Raw genomic sequence first — 15,578 nt, forward strand, 5'->3', positions numbered from 1 at the left:
CAAAAGCGGACAAAAAAATGTCTTATTTTGTTTTTTGCCCATTTTGTCGCACGATTAAAAACGGACATTTTGGTGTCTAGGTTTTTATTTGGCAAGACGATAAGCACAAAATGCGTGTGAATTTAGAATTATTTAAAACTCCAAGTTTCAAGGACAAATTTTTCTAATGCCTCGTGGCGTTTGTCGATAGCATCTTTATCCCAAATGCCTTTATTTATCACAAAATTTTTCACTTCTCTATGCTGTGCCAATGGTGAAGTTTCGTAGCTTTTTAGCTTTGTTTCAAATGGTTCGTTGCCGATAGAAATATTATGAGAACCTGCAATTAGTAGTAAATTACCAATGCGATTTATGTAATCTTCATAAAACCTTTCTGTATATTTGGCATACCCTGTCTTTTTTCCACTCTTATCAACAGCTTCTTTTTGTGGGGATATATGCTCTATGTGAGGTTTCTTTATATCATTGAGCTCAAATAATTTGAGCTCAAATTTATACCCCTTAGTTTGTGCTTGATTGTTTCTTAGATAGTTTTCATATCTCATAAGCAAATAAGGGATAATTTCTTTGTTTTCTATATAAATATTATTAAGCTTGTCTATAATAGTGTCGTTGCCCCAATACCACGGTTCATCTAGATAAATTTTTTCTAGTCCATTACAAAGAGATTCTACACTATCAAAACTTTCTACAACACCATTAAGTCTTGTAGCCAAATCTGCTCTAGTCTGGACAAGTTTATCTCTAAATGCGATAACTTCCAATGCCTTAAAAATTTGCTCTAGTTTATCTGCTTTGTCTTGTGTATTTCTAAATAGACGATAGGCTTTTATTACAAATGGATAAACTTCCCAAACCTGCAAATCTTGCAAGTATTTCCCAAAAGTGCTATTCAAGTTTTCAAACTCTTTAAATTCTACAAAAGCATTTTTCAATTCTTTTACATAACTATCAATCCATTTTATTTTTGCTTCTGTTTCGTTTATTTCTTTTAATTCTCTTTTGTAGTTCAGTTCGTTATCATTTTCTCTATAGCGAAAACCAAATTTAGATTTTGACATATTAAAATAACCAAGTATGGAATCCTCGCTCGCTTTTATATCATTTAGCAAACGATATATTTCTTCAAAAATCTTTGTCATCTCGCCGAGTTTGGTTTCAGCATTATCACCACAATAAGTATAGATTTGATAAGCCAAATATGATTTTAATTTTTCCATATTTGTTAAATCTTTACCACGATTGTTTTGCAACTCAAACATAAGCACAGAATCTTTTTTGTTATCAAAAGTTATGCTTAAAATTTGTGCTTCTTGCATTGCGTGAAAAATACTTAACACTTCATTTGTTGAGAGTTTCTTTAATGCTTTTTCAAAATGTTCTTTTGCTTTTTTTATTCGTTCTTGTGATGGCGTTTGTGGTTCGTGCTTTTTATCATCACCCTTAATTATAAAATCTCTAAAATAATCTCTATCATATTCTACGGCTTCAAGTTTTGGTTTGTCTCTTTTTATAAGGTAATCCTCCTCAATACGCCTAATAAACTCTTTATTGTCGACTTTATCGTCATTGCTTAATTTTTCTTTTTTGTCCTTTAATATATTACACAATGCCCTAGCAAAAATTACTATCGTAGTAATGCGTTGTTGTCCATCGATTATGTCGCCTGTATTTTCTAGCAAAACATTACCAAAAAAGTAATGATTGCTACCTTTTGTAGCTTCTTGCAAGTCCTCTAAAAATACTTTCCATTGTGCATCTTCCCAAGAATATGCCCTTTGATAAACAGGAATCGCGTATGAGTTATTAAAAAATTGCTCTATGGGGTCTTGTTTTGGTATCATCTCAAACTCCTTAAATTCAAAATCAAAATATGACATCATACCAAAACCACATAAATCAAATTTTTTTAAATGCACAGCAACGGCACAAATGTTCAAACACAAAATCCACCCGCATAAATCATTTTTGCGCTATAATCGCGCTTATGAAAAAACTTGATAGAATCCTCAACAATTTAGAGAAAGCCATATCCACCTTTGGGCTTGCCCTGCTGGGTATGATTTCGTATGCCTTTGTCAATGCCGAAAATCTCACGCCCATTAAAGTGAGTTTTTTGGCGTTTGGCATCGTATCTACTTGCACATTGATAGTCGTGCTTTGTAGGCTGTATGCAAAACACCTCAATCAAATAAAGGAGGACTAAATGGAAATTTTTGTATTAAGTCTTTGCGCTGTGGCGTTCGCTGTGTTTTGCGTCATCATCACATATACATTCGGGTATGCGCCACTTAAAGATATGCAAAAGGACAACGATTCCAAACAATAATCAATATCGCGCAAATGCGTTTGGTGCTTATGATTTTTGTGTTTTTTGCACGCTTTAAAATGTGCAATGCACGCCACAAAATCGCCCCGCATAGTTCGCTTTTATTGTTGCTTTTATGACATAGCGTTAGCTAAGCCTTAAACGCGCTTAGCACCAAAATCTAAAATCCTATCTAGCTCCGCTCCAAAATCGCTCCTAAACGCCTCATTTGCCCGCGCCTCCTCCACTATCTCGCCATCTTGCATTATGTAGATTCGCTCACACCACCTCCGCGCTAGCTCCACGCTGTGCGTGATAAGCAAAATCCCCAAATCCATTTCTCTTTGCAACTCTTGCAAAATCCCCAAAATCTCGCACTCAAGCGCAAAATCTAGCCCAGAAGTTACCTCATCAAGCAGCATATATTTTGGGCGCACAAGCAACGCCCTAGCAAGGCAAAATCTGCTCGCCTGCCCGCCAGAGAGCATAGCGGGGTAATAATCTAGCAGGGGAGATTCTAGACGCAATCGCGCTAGCAGGGGCAAAATCCTCTCTTCTTGCTCGCGTGCGTCATACACACCTAGCAGGTTTTGCAATGGTTCGGCTAGGCTCTCTCTTAGGCTTAGTCGCGGATTTAGCGAGCTTAGTGGGTCTTGAAACAAAATTTGGACTTGCTTATAAAACTTTTTTTGCGCGCTAGATTTTGCGAAGGATTTAGAATCTACGCCATTGAGGTAGATCCCCGCATTTAGCCTAGCTTTTTGAGCTGCGTTAAATTCCGTTTTCACATTATTTTTGTCATATTTTGGCTTTGAAAAAGCCGAAATATCTCTTTGTGTTGTTTGTTGAGATACTTCGCTTCGCCCAGTATGACAAAGCGTGTCGTTATTGCGAAATTTTGCACTAGATTTAAAATCTAGATTCTCTAAGCCACTTAGCATTCGCGCTAGCGTGGATTTGCCAGAGCCACTAGCCCCTAGCAGAGCCACGCGCTCGCCCGCTCCCACGCGCAAAGAGACATTGTGTAGCACGCGTTTTTGCTTTTTGCCAAAGAGCGTGTAGCGCGTGTAAGTCTTGCTTACATTATGCGCGATAAGGGCGTTTTGTGGGGATTTTGCATTTGCTGTCATTGCGAGATTTTGCGAAGCAAAATCGTGGCAATCTATGTTTTTAGGATTTTTATCGTAGAGTTGCTTTGCTTCGCTCATATTAACGAACTCACTACAATCCTCGCCATTTGCGCTAAAATCTGCTTGCTCATCAAAATCCACAATAAAAGTCGGTGAGGTGGTGCTTGTGGAGTTTTTTGCGGTTTGAGACAAGGTTAGCGCACTTTCCGTGCGTGCCTTGTGCCAAAGCGCAAAATCTACGCAATGACTACCCGCAGGCAAATTGCCCCCGCCAAAAGACGCATTGCCACTGCCAAAGGTTGCGTTGCCATCACTGCGTATTTCATAGACTTTATCCGCCATCATCTCCACCACCCGCCTATCGTGGCTTATCAGCAAAATCCCAAGCCCGCGCGAATCCTGCAAATCCCTCAAAAGTGCCAAAATCTTATCCTCCACCACCATATCCAAATCCGTAGTCGCCTCATCAGCGATGAGAAACCGCGCCCCGCTAAGCAGTGCTATGGCTATCATCACGCGTTGGAGCATTCCCCCGCTTAGCTCAAAGGCGTAGTTATGTAGCACGCTAGATTGTAGCCCCACTTCGTGCAGTATCGCCTCCACTTCACCGTGCAAATGGGGCGTATAAGGCTTGCCAAGTGCGCCCAAAGACTCGCGGATATGGCTTTTCATCGATAGTAGCGGGTTAAAGCAGGTGCGCGGATTTTGCAAGATAGTGGCGATGAGTTTCCCCCGATTTGCGCGGATTTCTCGCTCACTTAGGATTTTGCCATTTAGCGTGATTTCGCCACTTAATCGCGTGAGATTGCTAGGGAGTGCGTCTTGGAGGGCGAGCGCGGACAAACTTTTGCCACTGCCACTTGCCCCCATAAGCGCGGTGGTCTCCCCCGCTATGATTTCAAACCCCACATTTTCAAGCAAAATGCGCTTCCCGTTGGCAATGGTGAGATTTTTTAGCGCAAGCGTGCTTGCTTTAGTCGTGCGCTGTGTCAAATCTTTTGTAGCGTGAGATTTCATAGATTTTCTCATTTTTTGCCTTTAAATTTTAAAATTTATTGTCTAGCGTAGCAATATCATTATGCGTTCATCAAGCAAAGCGCGCAAAGCAATCGCGCAAAATAGCCCAAAACACACAAGCACCCCTAATGCCCATACACATTCACATCAAAATAATCCCGCAAACTATCCCCAACGACATTGCATACCGCCACGCACACAAAGAGCGCAAGCCCGGGGTAGAGTAGCAATTCAGGGTTGCTCCACATATATTCCTTTGCCTCGCTTAACATCACGCCCCATTCTGCCTGCGGGGCTTGCACGCCTAGCCCTAGAAATGATAGCCCCGCAATGTGAAGCATAAAATGCCCTATATCCATTGTCGCTAGCACTAGGCATTGGCTAAATATGGGGGTTAGCATATTGCGCTTGTAGCTTTGCCACGCGCTCGCACCATACACGCGAGAGAGCGCGACATATTCTTTGTTTTTTAGGCTTAGCACGAGGGCGCGGACGATTCGCGCATACCACGCCCAATGCGTAAGGGCGATAGCGATGATGACATTTGCTAGCCCCGCGCCCAAAGCCGCGATAAAAAGTAGCGATAAAATCGCCGTTGGCATACTTAGGAATACATCGCAGATTCGCATTATGGCATTATCTATGCGCCCGCCTGCAAAGCCCGCTAGAGAGCCAACGCCTATGCCAAGCAAAAGCACAAGACAAAGGATAAGCCCGACAGAGCAGAGCGAGAGACGCGCCCCATAGATAAGCCTCGTGTAAATATCGCGCCCCAAATAATCCGTGCCTAAAATGTGCGCGCTTGAAGCGGGGGCTAACGCCAACTCCAAATCCATAGCCTCAGGGGCATAAGGCGCAAAAAATGGCAGGACAATCGCGCACACGATAATCGCTATGAGCGCGAAAATGGCGCACTTGCCAAGAGGGGATAGTCTTTTGGGGGATTTTGCTTGTTTGGAGGTTGTCATATTCATTTTACCCTATCATTTGAAAATATCGTTAAGATTTTCTTGCTTGGGTTTTTTGATATTGAGACAAGTTTGTTGATAAGTGCGATAGGAACAAATGCCATAGGTGTAGCGTTTTGATATAAATCACATTTTAGCCTAAAAAGGATTTCAAGGATACTTTTTAGCGAGAGAAAATCTGTAATTTTTGGATTTTTTATGTAGTCTTTGTATAAGGCATCTAGTCCAAAAGGCACGGCAACATCAAGCACAAATGAGAGGTTTTCATCACCCCTTACAAGCATTTTTATCCCAAAGTAAGTATTTTCACCAAATACTGATTGATTGTCGCCTGTAATAAATCGTTTGATATAGGCAAGGTTTGGTAGCACGATACTATTTTTAGTAATTTTAGTTTCGGTGTTTTTTAGGTGCTCGACAAACATTCCGCTTTTATCTAACCCGACAAAGTTTATATAACTTACATTTTCGCGTAACGATTTTTCATACATAAACTGCATAAATGGACGAATCACCTTAAAGGCAAAATCATCTAATTTGCTAAAAAGGGCTAAAGGTCCATCTTTGATAAACAAAATCTCGCTTAAAATTTTTTGGCTATTGTTTTCCATAAAAAAGCGAAACATACCAAGCAATAGCACCATTTCAAAAGCACTCATTATATATGAGGCGATTCCACCAGCACCATTTATCTCATCTACCACATCGTGAAGTTGAAAGCAATCTGTGATATATGCGGTATGTTTGCACTTGGGACATTCAATAAAATCATTTTTCTCATCTATATAATTATCTGTTTGTCTTTTAAAACATAGCATTTCGCCACAATGATTTGGACATACGATTCGCATTTCTCCCTTTTTATTCCCATATTCTTTGAAAATAAGCCATTTCATTGTATTAAGGAGTGAATTTTTGGAGTCTCCGTCTTTGTCGCCAAGCTGATTGTCCCTAAAAATCTCAAAAATAGCCTTTCGCACACTTGTTTTAAAATCATAACCTTTGAGTTTGATATTTTGCATAGGCACGACAAAAGAAAACATTCTAGGTTCTTTTAACTTACCCAAATCATCAGGGTTTATAGTTTGTTGATTTTCTAGTTTGAATAAATCTTCTGTTTTAAACGACAGAATGCCAACATTGTAAAAACAAAGCGTATGTGAGGGAAAGTTTTTATTGATATTGACTTCTTGGTAGCCACCATCAGCAGTTACAATCCACTTTATATCGGCACTAATTTTATCTTTAATGTTATCTAATGGAGTAATTTTGCCCTCATAGTCCGCTTCTATCGTATCATCGTAGCCCACTTTTTCGCATTTTTGCAAAAAATCTTGCACGAGTTCGTTTTGAATAATGTGCTGATGTCCGCTTTTTGAGGCTTTTTCTTTGCTATATCCCATAATACACCTTTAAATTTTAAACTCATCAATTTGCACAGGGATAATGAAATTGTTAGAAAAAAGTTTCACTCGCGCAAAGCCCACATCACTATTGCGAATAATACTTTGTGAAAAATCAGCAAAATCATAATATTTTTCTAGCGTTTTTACCTCATCTTTGTTATTTAGGTGTGAGATAAACCAATTTTGCGTATTTTTAAGGATACTTGGCGCAATGGAACTCACTTCTTGTGTGGAGTAGCTAATGCCTATTTTTAGCTTTGCGCCCTCTTTGGCAAGGCGGTTGTAGATATTTTTTAAATCCTTATCATCTTTGGGGAAAATATTGTGCGCTTCCTCAAAATACATTTGGATAAAATCAGGTGTTTCCTCATTAGTAAATTTTTCCATAGAGTTGCCAAAGATATAGCGACAAAGTCTCTCAATGTATTTTTCTTGCGTTTCACTTGAAGCAGTGGATAAATCCACAAGCACGATTTTACCATCTCTTAATGCTTTATCAATTTCTTGTTTGTAGTCGTTTATGCCCTCCAAAGAATGCAAATGATTAAAAGACATTAGTGATTTGTAGCCCGAAACCCTTGTGCCGTGAAATACCTTAAGTAGGGCTTCCCAATCTTTATCATCTCTATATTTTTTATCGACATTGCTTAAATCTTGTTGGATTTTTTCAAAATATGCTGTGGCTTCTTTTATGCTTAGCCCAGATTCGGGAACACTTTCTCCAAAACCACTAAATCCTTTAAATTTTAAAATTTCATTGCGATTTGCAAATTTTGCTTTGTGTAAAATACATTTATATAAAGCCTTTTTTCGCTGTTGGTTGCGATATTCTGTCGAATTTTTATCTTCAATTATTTCAAACATACTTATATTTGTAAAATGGGAAATATAATCCGCCTTTTTATTTGCGATTATCTCATCACATAGCAAATTAAAAGATTCCTCCAAAGTCTCATCTTTGTAGAAATTATATTGCACGGCTTTGACATCGCTATGTTGCTGTGCTTTTTTCAGCGAAGTGCTAAATCTAATGACATTATCTTTAAATTTCTCATAAATTGAGCCTTTGTCCTGCTCGTTGCTAAAAGTGTATTCACCATTTATATCAAAGATAATCTGTCCTATTTTTTCATCTTGTGCTTTGTTTTGATTGAGTGATTCTATGGCAGAAATGATAATTTTAATGGTGTTGGATTTTCCCATTCTAGTCATTCCAAAAAACGCGCTACGCCTTGCAATTATATCATTTGTCCTAAGATAGACTTGTGGGGCGTATTTTCCCTCCTTATCACAAGACTTGCTAGATGAGTAGCGCAGTTTGCCAAATGGTTCTCGTGGCTCATTTTCTTTTATCTCAATATTTTCATTGATGATAATATTTAGCTCGTTTTTTTGTGGTTTATAGACTTTGTAATTGTGTGCCCCTATGAAATTTTCCATATCTGTGCCAAAGCAAAGTTTTTTATCGCTATCAAAGAAAAATGTCCCAAGCACACGACAACTAAGCCCATTCCACTGATAAAAAACCTTTGTATAAGCATCTGGCTCAATGTCTCTTTTGGATTCTTTTTTAGAGATATGTGCATCGGTAATGCTCTCTATGATTTCCTTTTTTTGTGGAATATCTGCTACGCCTATCACGCGAAGTAAAATCCCCTCTGTCTTGCCATCCGCGACTTCATTAGTGTAAATTGCCATTAAAAAACAGCCGTGTGGGACACCACTAACATCATTTTTAAAATAGTCATTGACTAAGACATTTGTCGTGTCGTAGTTTAAATCATACAAATACCCCACAAAATTTTCATCGGCTTTGATTGCTTCAAAAAATCGCTCTTTTGTCTTGGCAATTTCTTTTTTATATGCTTCATCAAATAAATTTTGCATTTTTACTCCTTTTGTAACCACAAGATTCTATCGATTTTAGTGGCTTTACCCTTTTTTTGTCCCCATATTCGCGTAACTTTCCTTGCACCATTGCATTCTATATCATCATCTATAATTTGCCTTAATTTCAACTTGCAACCACCATTTTGTATAATATATTCCCAAGTATCACGCGCAAGATTTTGCTCCTCAACATCGCCAATCACTACAAACGCACTAGATTTTGGCTTTAGGATTGTATCCCAACTATTAAAGAGATTTTGCATATATGTGGCATATTTTTCAAAGGGTAAATTGTCTTTTATACCTTTAATCTTTTGTGTTTTGTGATAAATGCTGACATTGCTATCAACTTGCTTTGTATCCTCATCAAGTAGCCAAAGGCGTATCCAATTATATTTGCCATAATGGATATTTTTCAAATATGGTGGCGAAGTGATGATAAGCGAGATAGAATCTGCGCCATATTTTTTGGCGATTTTAGCACTACTATCAAGCGCGTCAGATTTTAAACAATCCCCATTTGTGTAGTGCGATAAATCTTTCAACGCTGTTTCTTGCTCTTGCAAAATATCTTTGATTCGTTGCTCCAAAAGTGCAAAAACATTTTGCTTTGGTTTTTTAAGTTTGTGAGATTTGATAAAGTTTCGCACATAATTTGGCGACATACTAAAAGTATTTGGCATATCAACACTACAATAAATAGAAGTGCCGTTTTTGCGATGTTTCCCGTGCATAATTCCTGTAAGGATTCCCAAAATAAAATTATCCACCTTGCGTTTTTTGCTAAGGTTTTGCTTTAAAAAAACAAGCTGCGGTAGCGTGGTGCGCTCATCATAGAGCATTTTAATATCGCTTGAAATGTCTTTGGTGATTATATTTGATTGCTTATATTGCGTTTCAAGTTTTTGTAGTCTTTTAAAAATATTTTGCTTTTTTGTGGGGATATTCACTTTGCTTTTTGTAAGGCATACTGCAAGCGGATTTAAATCATTACCAATCCCCACTCTACCCATTCTACACGCTTCAAAAGCCGTAGTCCCGCGCCCAGAAAATGGGTCAAACACTTTATCCCCAATTTGTGAAAACTTCTCTATGAAATAATGTGGCAAATTTGGCGGAAACATTGCCAAATACGCAGTCATTTGGTGAATCTTAGAAAATTCCCTATACGAATGTTGCTTGTAGTCTTGTGAATCTATGATTACCACGCAAATATCCCCTTGTCCTTAGGTTTGAAGGTTGAGTATGGATTATATCATAAAGTCTAACGATATGGCTACCTTTCATAATTTATATCCATATTGCTTTTAACCTACTCTCACGCCCTGCTTAGCCTCCTATCCACCGCCATATACACTATATCTATCACCGCGTTGCACACGACAAATACCGCGCTCATCACCACGAAAAAGCACTCGATTACGGGGTAGTCATTGCTAGCGATTGCGCTTATCGCGTATAGCCCTATTCCGGGCAGAGCATAGATATTTTCCACTACCAACGCCGCGCCTAAAAGCTCGCCTAAGTGCATTCCCATAGCCGTGATGATGGGCAATGAAGCGTTATAAAAAATATGCCTTAGTGTGATTTCGCGCTCGCCTAATCCACGCAATCGCGCATAGAGGATATGTCGCTCCTTAGCCACTTCTAGCATATTTGCACGCACGAGGCGCGTGTTTATCGCAAGCGACATTAGCGAGATACTAAGTGCGGGCAGGATAAAGCCCCTTGCCCCCTCCTCTAGCCCAAGCGGAGCTAGCCAGCCCAAATGCAGACTAAAAAACAGCATTAGCAAAAACGCAAGCCAAAAATTTGGCATAGAAACCCCGATGAAGCAAAAAAACCGCACCACAAAATCTAGTGGCGTATCGGCAAACCTCGCGCTCAAAATCCCCAAAGCCACCGAGCCTAGCACCACGATGCCTAGCCCCAATCCCACAAGCGCAAGCGTAACGGGCAAAAACTCCGCAAAATCGCTAGCCACGCTCCGCCCGCTCATATAGCTAGTCCCAAAATCTAACACCAAAGCGGATTTTAGCCACGCCAAATACTGCACCAAAATGGGCTTATCTAGCCCAAACTCTGCACGCAACTGCGCGCTCATCTCAGGCGTAGGGGGAAGCGATGAGGCTAGCAAGTAGCTTGCCACAGGGTCGCTCCCGCAAGTGCGAAGTAGCACAAACACCACAAATGAAGTGATAAGCACGATAAGCGGGATAGAAAGCAGGCGCGTGGCGATGAGTTTTTTCATTGATGATTGTCCTTTGTGTTTTGTTTTTGCTTTAAATTTTAAACCGCCCCTCAATGCCCGATTTTGCGATGTGAATTTTCGCGCTTTTTGCTTTTTTACTCGGTTCAATCGTGCATTTCACACACAACGCCTTGCTAAGCTCCCTAAACGCGACTACACATTCATCTTTAACTTTTCTATCGCTAAAGTGCTCATTGTTACTCCCTATAATCTTGCATAGTAAGTATGCAAGACTACCCAAAAATCTCTCTTAATTTCCTCTCAAAATCTTCTATCGGTTCTAAATCCTTAAGGCTTAATGTAAGTTTGAAATTTGCAAGATTATGCGGATTCATCGCTACGATTTGCTTTTGTTTGCCACCCACATTGAGATAAAATTTGCGCGTTTTGTGGTTGTAGATTTTCTCACCACTCACAATTTTAAAAAACGCCGCTTTCGCGCTTAGCCCTATGCAGATGATATATTCGCAGTTGTAGTTTGGATTTATGCCGTTAAATTGAAATGTGTTGTTTTTTAGCCCTTTTCGTGCGGTTTTGATTTCGATTTTTGTGCCGTCCATTAGGCAAATATCAAACTCATCGTGTATCACTTCGCCAAAATCTTGCATTTCTATGTCAAGATTTTCAAACACCATTTTGACAAATTTTTCTCCCACTTGCCCCACTGCGTTTGCTTCAAAATCATTGATTTTCTCAAAAATCCCGCTTTCTTTAAAATGCGCAATTTCATTATATTTTTCCTCAATCAAATTTTTTAAAATCTCATTTAAATTCGCCCCATTGAAGTTCATTGTGCAAATCCTTTATCCGCCAAAAGCTGAAAAATATGCGATTTGCCAATGTGGTAGCAACCATTTGTAGCCTTTGTAGAGTAGTGCAACCAATCAGCATTTTTAAAAAGCCTATCTAACTCATTTTTACGAGATAAATCATTGTAAATAATGGCTATCCCGCTTTTATACTTGACTTTTTCAAAGCTATCCACCACCGCATTTTCTTTAAAAAAAGTCGAGCTAAGATAAAAATCCGCTTTTTTGTGGAAAATCCACTCTTTGCCACATTCGCGGTTTTTTGCTAGGCTTACCGTTACCACCCGCAAAATCTCACTAAATGGCTCTTTGCCACTATCTTTATACCAGCTAAATTCACGCTTTTCGCTCTTGTGATTTTTGCTATAAATTTGAAAGCAACAATGCACATCAGCGTCCTTGCCTTGTGGCGTATAAAAGCTATTTTTGGGTAGAGTTTCTTCATAAAGCAAATGTAGATTTTGTGGCACACGGTAGCGAATCGAGCCTTTACCCAAACTTTGAAAAAACATAGGCAAAATAAACGCCACAAAATCCGCATTTTGAGCGTGTTTGATAAATTCTAGTGCCAAAACGCCACGATGTCCAAAAGGCGGATTGCCGATGACGATAAAAGGCGTATTTGGATTATTTGGCAAATCATAAGCCAAAAAATCACTTTGAATCGTGTCAAATTCGGTAGGCTTTATATCAATGCCGATTTTATTGCGTGGGAGTAGCGTGAAAAACGCACCATTGCCGACACTTGGCTCAATGAAAGTAAATTTAGACAAATCCTCTTTTACCCCCACGATTTCGCAAAATTTCTCAAACAGCTTTTTAGCAATTTCAGGCTTTGTGAAATATTCATCAAATTTATTTTTGACATTATTTTTCATCAAATTGCCATTAGTGTATTTGAAAATTTTTGTCATTTATGCAAGCCTTTTATAAAATGCACTCAAAATATGTCGCAATATGAAATTTTGCTAATTTGTATTGATAAAATTTTGCGGATTATACGATAAATTTCCAAACTTTATACTTAAGCACGATTCAACTTTTATTCTACGCAAAGAGATTTTAGAGTCAAAAACGCTCAATCTCTTTTATGGTTTTGAAAATAGGGAGGGGATTTTTAATGATGTGGATTCGCGCTACAAATTCGCGCTTATGCAGGTTAGCAACGCCACTGCGCCCAAAAATCACACCATAAAAACAATGTTTTACAAAACAAATATTGATGAAATCTATAAACGCGAAAATGTGATAAGGCTAAATTTAGCGCAGATTCGCGCACTAAGCCCTACGCATTTGGCGTTGCAAGAAGTGCGAAGCAAAAGGGATTTAGAGATTTTAGGCAAGGCGTATAGCGCGTTTGCTCCGCTTGATTGCTGCTATTTGGATTTTCGCCGTGAGCTTGATATGACAAACGATAAGGATTTATTTATCGAAGCGGATTGCTTATATTGTCATACTGACACCCCACTTCGTCATACTGAGCGTAGCGAAGTATCCAAAAACACACTTCGTCATACTGACCCCACACTTTGTCATACTGACACCCCACTTCGTCATACTGAGGGCGAAGCCCGAAGTATCTCAAACACAAAACAACAAGAGAGATATTTCGCTAACGCTCAATATGACAAAGAAAATTCCCCCTCGTTATCGCGTGGCGACTCCACAGATTCCCCCTCCCTTGCGGAGGGGGCTAGGGGGTGGGTGTCATTGCGAGGCAGTGGCGAAGCCACAACGAAGCAATCCAAAAAAATAGATTGCCACGAATTTGACAAGTCAAATTCTCGCAATGACGCACAATTCTTACCCCTTTTTGAAGGCAAAATGATTCATCAATTTAATGCCGAGTTTAGCGCACCAAACTACTTTTTAGACAAAGACGCCTTTGATAATCGCCTAAAAAGCAAAGAAATCTACCGCTTAAAGCAAGATTTAGGCATTGATTCAAAACAATATAGCAAACTTTTAGAATCGCTTTATAAGTCCGCTTGTCATACTGACACCCCACTTCGTCATACTGAGCGTAGCGAAGTATCCAAACCCCGCGAATCTAATAAAAACAACGAATCAAGGATAGAAAGGCGAATCAATAAAACAGATTCAGCCTTACAGCATTGCGATTCAATATCTAGCGATTTGGATTCTTCGGTCGCTTCGCTCCCTCAGAATGACAGAGAAAAAAGCCCCCCTCCCTTGCGGAGGGGGTTTGGGGGTGGGTATGCCACAAACTCTTGCCACCTTTGAATCCACCCTTATTCGATTCGACAGAGCCTACTTTCGCCTTGCATTTCGCGCGATTGCAAGTGATACAAATGAGCGGACACTGATTTTTAGCCTATTGCCAAAGGATTGCGGATTTGGGCATACAATGTATGGGCTAATCCCAAAGCGATATATTTTAGATTCAGGGCAGATTCGCACAAGCGATATAAGCCACACGCGAATCTGTTTTGCATTAGGGATTTTTAACTCTCTAATCGTAGATTTTCTCGCACGGACAATGATTCAAATCAATGTGAATAAAACTTATTTGGAGCGAATCCCACTGCCACAGCCAAGCGATGAGCAAATCAAAAGCAATGAAACTTACGCATTTATCGCTAAGAGCGCGCTTATCTTGCAACTTTACAACGACAAAGCGGGGCATTTCGCGCAGTTAGCAAACGAATTTGACATAGACAAAAGCGAAATCCCAACCACGCCAAAACTCTATGACAGCCTAAAAGCACGGCTAGACATAAAAGTAGCCAAACTCTACGGGCTAGATTTTAGCGACTTTTCGCATATATTAGATTCATTTAAAGTGCTAAACTCCAAACAACCCGCCTACATCGCGCTACTAAAATCCCTGTGGGAGTGAAATCGTTACCATCACAAACTTTTCACAAACTTTTGCGAAGCAACGCTAAAACTTGCAAAATATTACAAAATTTTGCCAAGTAGCATAGATTGCCACGCGCTAGATTTTGCATAAAAATAGATTCTAATCGCTCGCAATTATGACAACAATGCGATTTTGCAATATCCGCTAAATCATAGCGCATAAATACCACGCATTTAAAATCGATTAGATTCTAAACGCCTTTGCCACACAAAAACACACAAAAACACGAAAAATAACGCAAAATCTACTTAAAATATTTATAAAATCTATGCGCTTCATCGCTTGCAAGTCCTAGCATTTCTTTGTCCCCTCCGCTATCGCCATAGACATAGATTTCGCTATATTTGCTTAAATCATATTTTTGCTTTATGCGCTCCACTTTTTGCACCCCATAGCAGTTTTTGCTAGCAAATCTCCCGCTTAAAACGCCATTTTGCACTTCTAGCTGTGTGGCGATACACCCCACCCCTAGATTCTCACATATCACAGATATATACTCTTCAAAGCTCGCACTAACCACCACGACTATATCTCCGCGCTTTTTGTGCCACTCTATGCGCGCTAGGGCAGAATCTTTGCAGATAGATTCTAGCGTGGGGAGGAAATCTAAGCAATGTTGCCTAAAATCGCTAGCAGGGATTTGAGAGAAAAATTTCGCGCTCAAAGCCTGCTTTGCCTGTGTGTTTGAGATAAACCCTAGAGCGTAGCCTAGCAAAATATGCACTCGGCTAGCCACGCCCAAAAATAGCTTTTTTCGCCCAACAATATGCGCCACAAATAGCCACAGACTATCGCCACAACTTATCGTCCCATCAAAATCAAAAAACGCAATGTTTTGCCCTGACATTTTGTCCCCTTTTGTTGTGGTGTTGTCTGGTTTTTGCCGTGTTTATCGCATTTTGCTTGTTTTTTCTC

The 15,578-nt window shown here is 39.6% G+C and carries 16 protein-coding genes; 4 read left to right on the forward strand and 12 right to left on the reverse strand.

Annotation, left to right across the window (positions count from 1 at the left end):
* Positions 1-128: 128 nt before the first annotated feature.
* Positions 129-1,844 (reverse strand): DUF262 domain-containing protein, encoded by a 1,716-nt coding sequence (locus ACWIUO_RS04465; RefSeq protein ID WP_454176722.1) that lies wholly within the window; start codon positions 1,842-1,844, stop codon positions 129-131.
* 29 nt (positions 1,845-1,873) lie between these two features.
* Here ACWIUO_RS04465 and ACWIUO_RS04470 point away from each other — a divergent pair, with 29 nt between their 5' ends.
* Entirely contained in the window at positions 1,874-2,206 is a 333-nt protein-coding gene (locus ACWIUO_RS04470; RefSeq protein ID WP_454176723.1) for a hypothetical protein, read from the forward strand.
* The gene (locus tag ACWIUO_RS04475; protein WP_454176724.1) at positions 2,207-2,329 is read left to right on the forward strand and encodes a hypothetical protein; all 123 of its coding nucleotides are present in this window, start codon (positions 2,207-2,209) and stop codon (positions 2,327-2,329) included.
* Positions 2,330-2,466: 137 nt separating this feature from the next.
* Here the strand turns inward: ACWIUO_RS04475 and ACWIUO_RS04480 are convergent, their stop codons facing one another.
* The 9 genes from ACWIUO_RS04480 to ACWIUO_RS04520 form a co-directional block, all read right to left on the reverse strand.
* The gene (locus ACWIUO_RS04480; RefSeq protein WP_454176725.1) at positions 2,467-4,467 is read right to left on the reverse strand and encodes an ABC transporter ATP-binding protein; all 2,001 of its coding nucleotides are present in this window, start codon (positions 4,465-4,467) and stop codon (positions 2,467-2,469) included.
* Between the two features lie 113 nt (positions 4,468-4,580).
* Positions 4,581-5,429: a nickel ABC transporter permease subunit NikC gene (nikC, locus tag ACWIUO_RS04485; RefSeq protein ID WP_454176726.1), complete on the reverse strand. Its 849-nt coding sequence runs from the start codon at positions 5,427-5,429 to the stop codon at positions 4,581-4,583.
* Positions 5,426-6,826: a DNA double-strand break repair nuclease NurA gene (locus tag ACWIUO_RS04490; protein WP_454176727.1), complete on the reverse strand. Its 1,401-nt coding sequence runs from the start codon at positions 6,824-6,826 to the stop codon at positions 5,426-5,428. The genes nikC and ACWIUO_RS04490 overlap by 4 nt, the downstream gene beginning before the upstream one ends.
* Positions 6,827-6,835: 9 nt before the next feature.
* Entirely contained in the window at positions 6,836-8,716 is a 1,881-nt protein-coding gene (locus ACWIUO_RS04495; protein WP_454176728.1) for an ATP-binding protein, read from the reverse strand.
* 2 nt (positions 8,717-8,718) lie between these two features.
* The gene (locus tag ACWIUO_RS04500) at positions 8,719-9,927 is read right to left on the reverse strand and encodes a DNA methyltransferase (RefSeq protein WP_454176729.1); all 1,209 of its coding nucleotides are present in this window, start codon (positions 9,925-9,927) and stop codon (positions 8,719-8,721) included.
* A gap of 110 nt (positions 9,928-10,037) precedes the next feature.
* Positions 10,038-10,970, reverse strand: a complete 933-nt coding sequence (locus ACWIUO_RS04505; protein WP_454176730.1) for an ABC transporter permease subunit — start codon at positions 10,968-10,970, stop codon at positions 10,038-10,040.
* A 31-nt stretch (positions 10,971-11,001) separates the two neighbouring features.
* A complete protein-coding gene (locus ACWIUO_RS04510) occupies positions 11,002-11,211 on the reverse strand; it encodes a hypothetical protein (RefSeq protein WP_454176731.1) in 210 nt (69 codons plus the stop codon).
* The gene (locus ACWIUO_RS04515) at positions 11,204-11,761 is read right to left on the reverse strand and encodes a restriction endonuclease (protein ID WP_454176732.1); all 558 of its coding nucleotides are present in this window, start codon (positions 11,759-11,761) and stop codon (positions 11,204-11,206) included. Before ACWIUO_RS04515 ends, ACWIUO_RS04510 begins: the two co-directional genes overlap by 8 nt.
* Positions 11,758-12,693: an SAM-dependent methyltransferase gene (locus ACWIUO_RS04520; protein WP_454176733.1), complete on the reverse strand. Its 936-nt coding sequence runs from the start codon at positions 12,691-12,693 to the stop codon at positions 11,758-11,760. Before ACWIUO_RS04520 ends, ACWIUO_RS04515 begins: the two co-directional genes overlap by 4 nt.
* 64 nt (positions 12,694-12,757) lie before the next feature.
* Here ACWIUO_RS04520 and ACWIUO_RS04525 point away from each other — a divergent pair, with 64 nt between their 5' ends.
* On the forward strand, positions 12,758-14,023 hold the full coding sequence (locus ACWIUO_RS04525; protein ID WP_454176734.1) for a hypothetical protein: 1,266 nt from the start codon (positions 12,758-12,760) through the stop codon (positions 14,021-14,023).
* Complete coding sequence (locus tag ACWIUO_RS04530; protein ID WP_454176735.1) at positions 13,998-14,639, forward strand: hypothetical protein; 642 nt, start codon at positions 13,998-14,000, stop codon at positions 14,637-14,639. Before ACWIUO_RS04525 ends, ACWIUO_RS04530 begins: the two co-directional genes overlap by 26 nt.
* Before the next feature lie 22 nt (positions 14,640-14,661).
* Here the strand turns inward: ACWIUO_RS04530 and ACWIUO_RS04535 are convergent, their stop codons facing one another.
* Positions 14,662-14,823 carry a hypothetical protein gene (locus ACWIUO_RS04535; protein WP_454176736.1) on the reverse strand — a complete coding sequence of 54 codons (162 nt, stop codon included), beginning with the start codon at positions 14,821-14,823 and terminating at the stop codon, positions 14,662-14,664.
* Positions 14,824-14,907: 84 nt separating this feature from the next.
* Positions 14,908-15,510, reverse strand: coding sequence for an HAD family hydrolase (locus ACWIUO_RS04540; RefSeq protein ID WP_454176737.1), 603 nt, complete (start codon positions 15,508-15,510; stop codon positions 14,908-14,910).
* Positions 15,511-15,578: the final 68 nt, after the last annotated feature.

Source organism: Helicobacter sp. T3_23-1056, assembly GCF_053654535.1.

Coding starts and splice junctions, on each gene's coding strand:
- ACWIUO_RS04465 (WP_454176722.1), bottom strand. CDS start 1,844: ATGATACCAAAACAAGACCCCATAGAGCAATTTTTTAATAACTCATAC.
- ACWIUO_RS04470 (WP_454176723.1), top strand. CDS start 1,874: ATGACATCATACCAAAACCACATAAATCAAATTTTTTTAAATGCACAG.
- ACWIUO_RS04475 (WP_454176724.1), top strand. CDS start 2,207: ATGGAAATTTTTGTATTAAGTCTTTGCGCTGTGGCGTTCGCTGTGTTT.
- ACWIUO_RS04480 (WP_454176725.1), bottom strand. CDS start 4,467: ATGAGAAAATCTATGAAATCTCACGCTACAAAAGATTTGACACAGCGC.
- nikC (WP_454176726.1), bottom strand. CDS start 5,429: ATGAATATGACAACCTCCAAACAAGCAAAATCCCCCAAAAGACTATCC.
- ACWIUO_RS04490 (WP_454176727.1), bottom strand. CDS start 6,826: ATGGGATATAGCAAAGAAAAAGCCTCAAAAAGCGGACATCAGCACATT.
- ACWIUO_RS04495 (WP_454176728.1), bottom strand. CDS start 8,716: ATGCAAAATTTATTTGATGAAGCATATAAAAAAGAAATTGCCAAGACA.
- ACWIUO_RS04505 (WP_454176730.1), bottom strand. CDS start 10,970: ATGAAAAAACTCATCGCCACGCGCCTGCTTTCTATCCCGCTTATCGTG.
- ACWIUO_RS04515 (WP_454176732.1), bottom strand. CDS start 11,761: ATGAACTTCAATGGGGCGAATTTAAATGAGATTTTAAAAAATTTGATT.
- ACWIUO_RS04520 (WP_454176733.1), bottom strand. CDS start 12,693: ATGACAAAAATTTTCAAATACACTAATGGCAATTTGATGAAAAATAAT.
- ACWIUO_RS04530 (WP_454176735.1), top strand. CDS start 13,998: ATGCCACAAACTCTTGCCACCTTTGAATCCACCCTTATTCGATTCGAC.
- ACWIUO_RS04535 (WP_454176736.1), bottom strand. CDS start 14,823: ATGCGCTATGATTTAGCGGATATTGCAAAATCGCATTGTTGTCATAAT.
- ACWIUO_RS04540 (WP_454176737.1), bottom strand. CDS start 15,510: ATGTCAGGGCAAAACATTGCGTTTTTTGATTTTGATGGGACGATAAGT.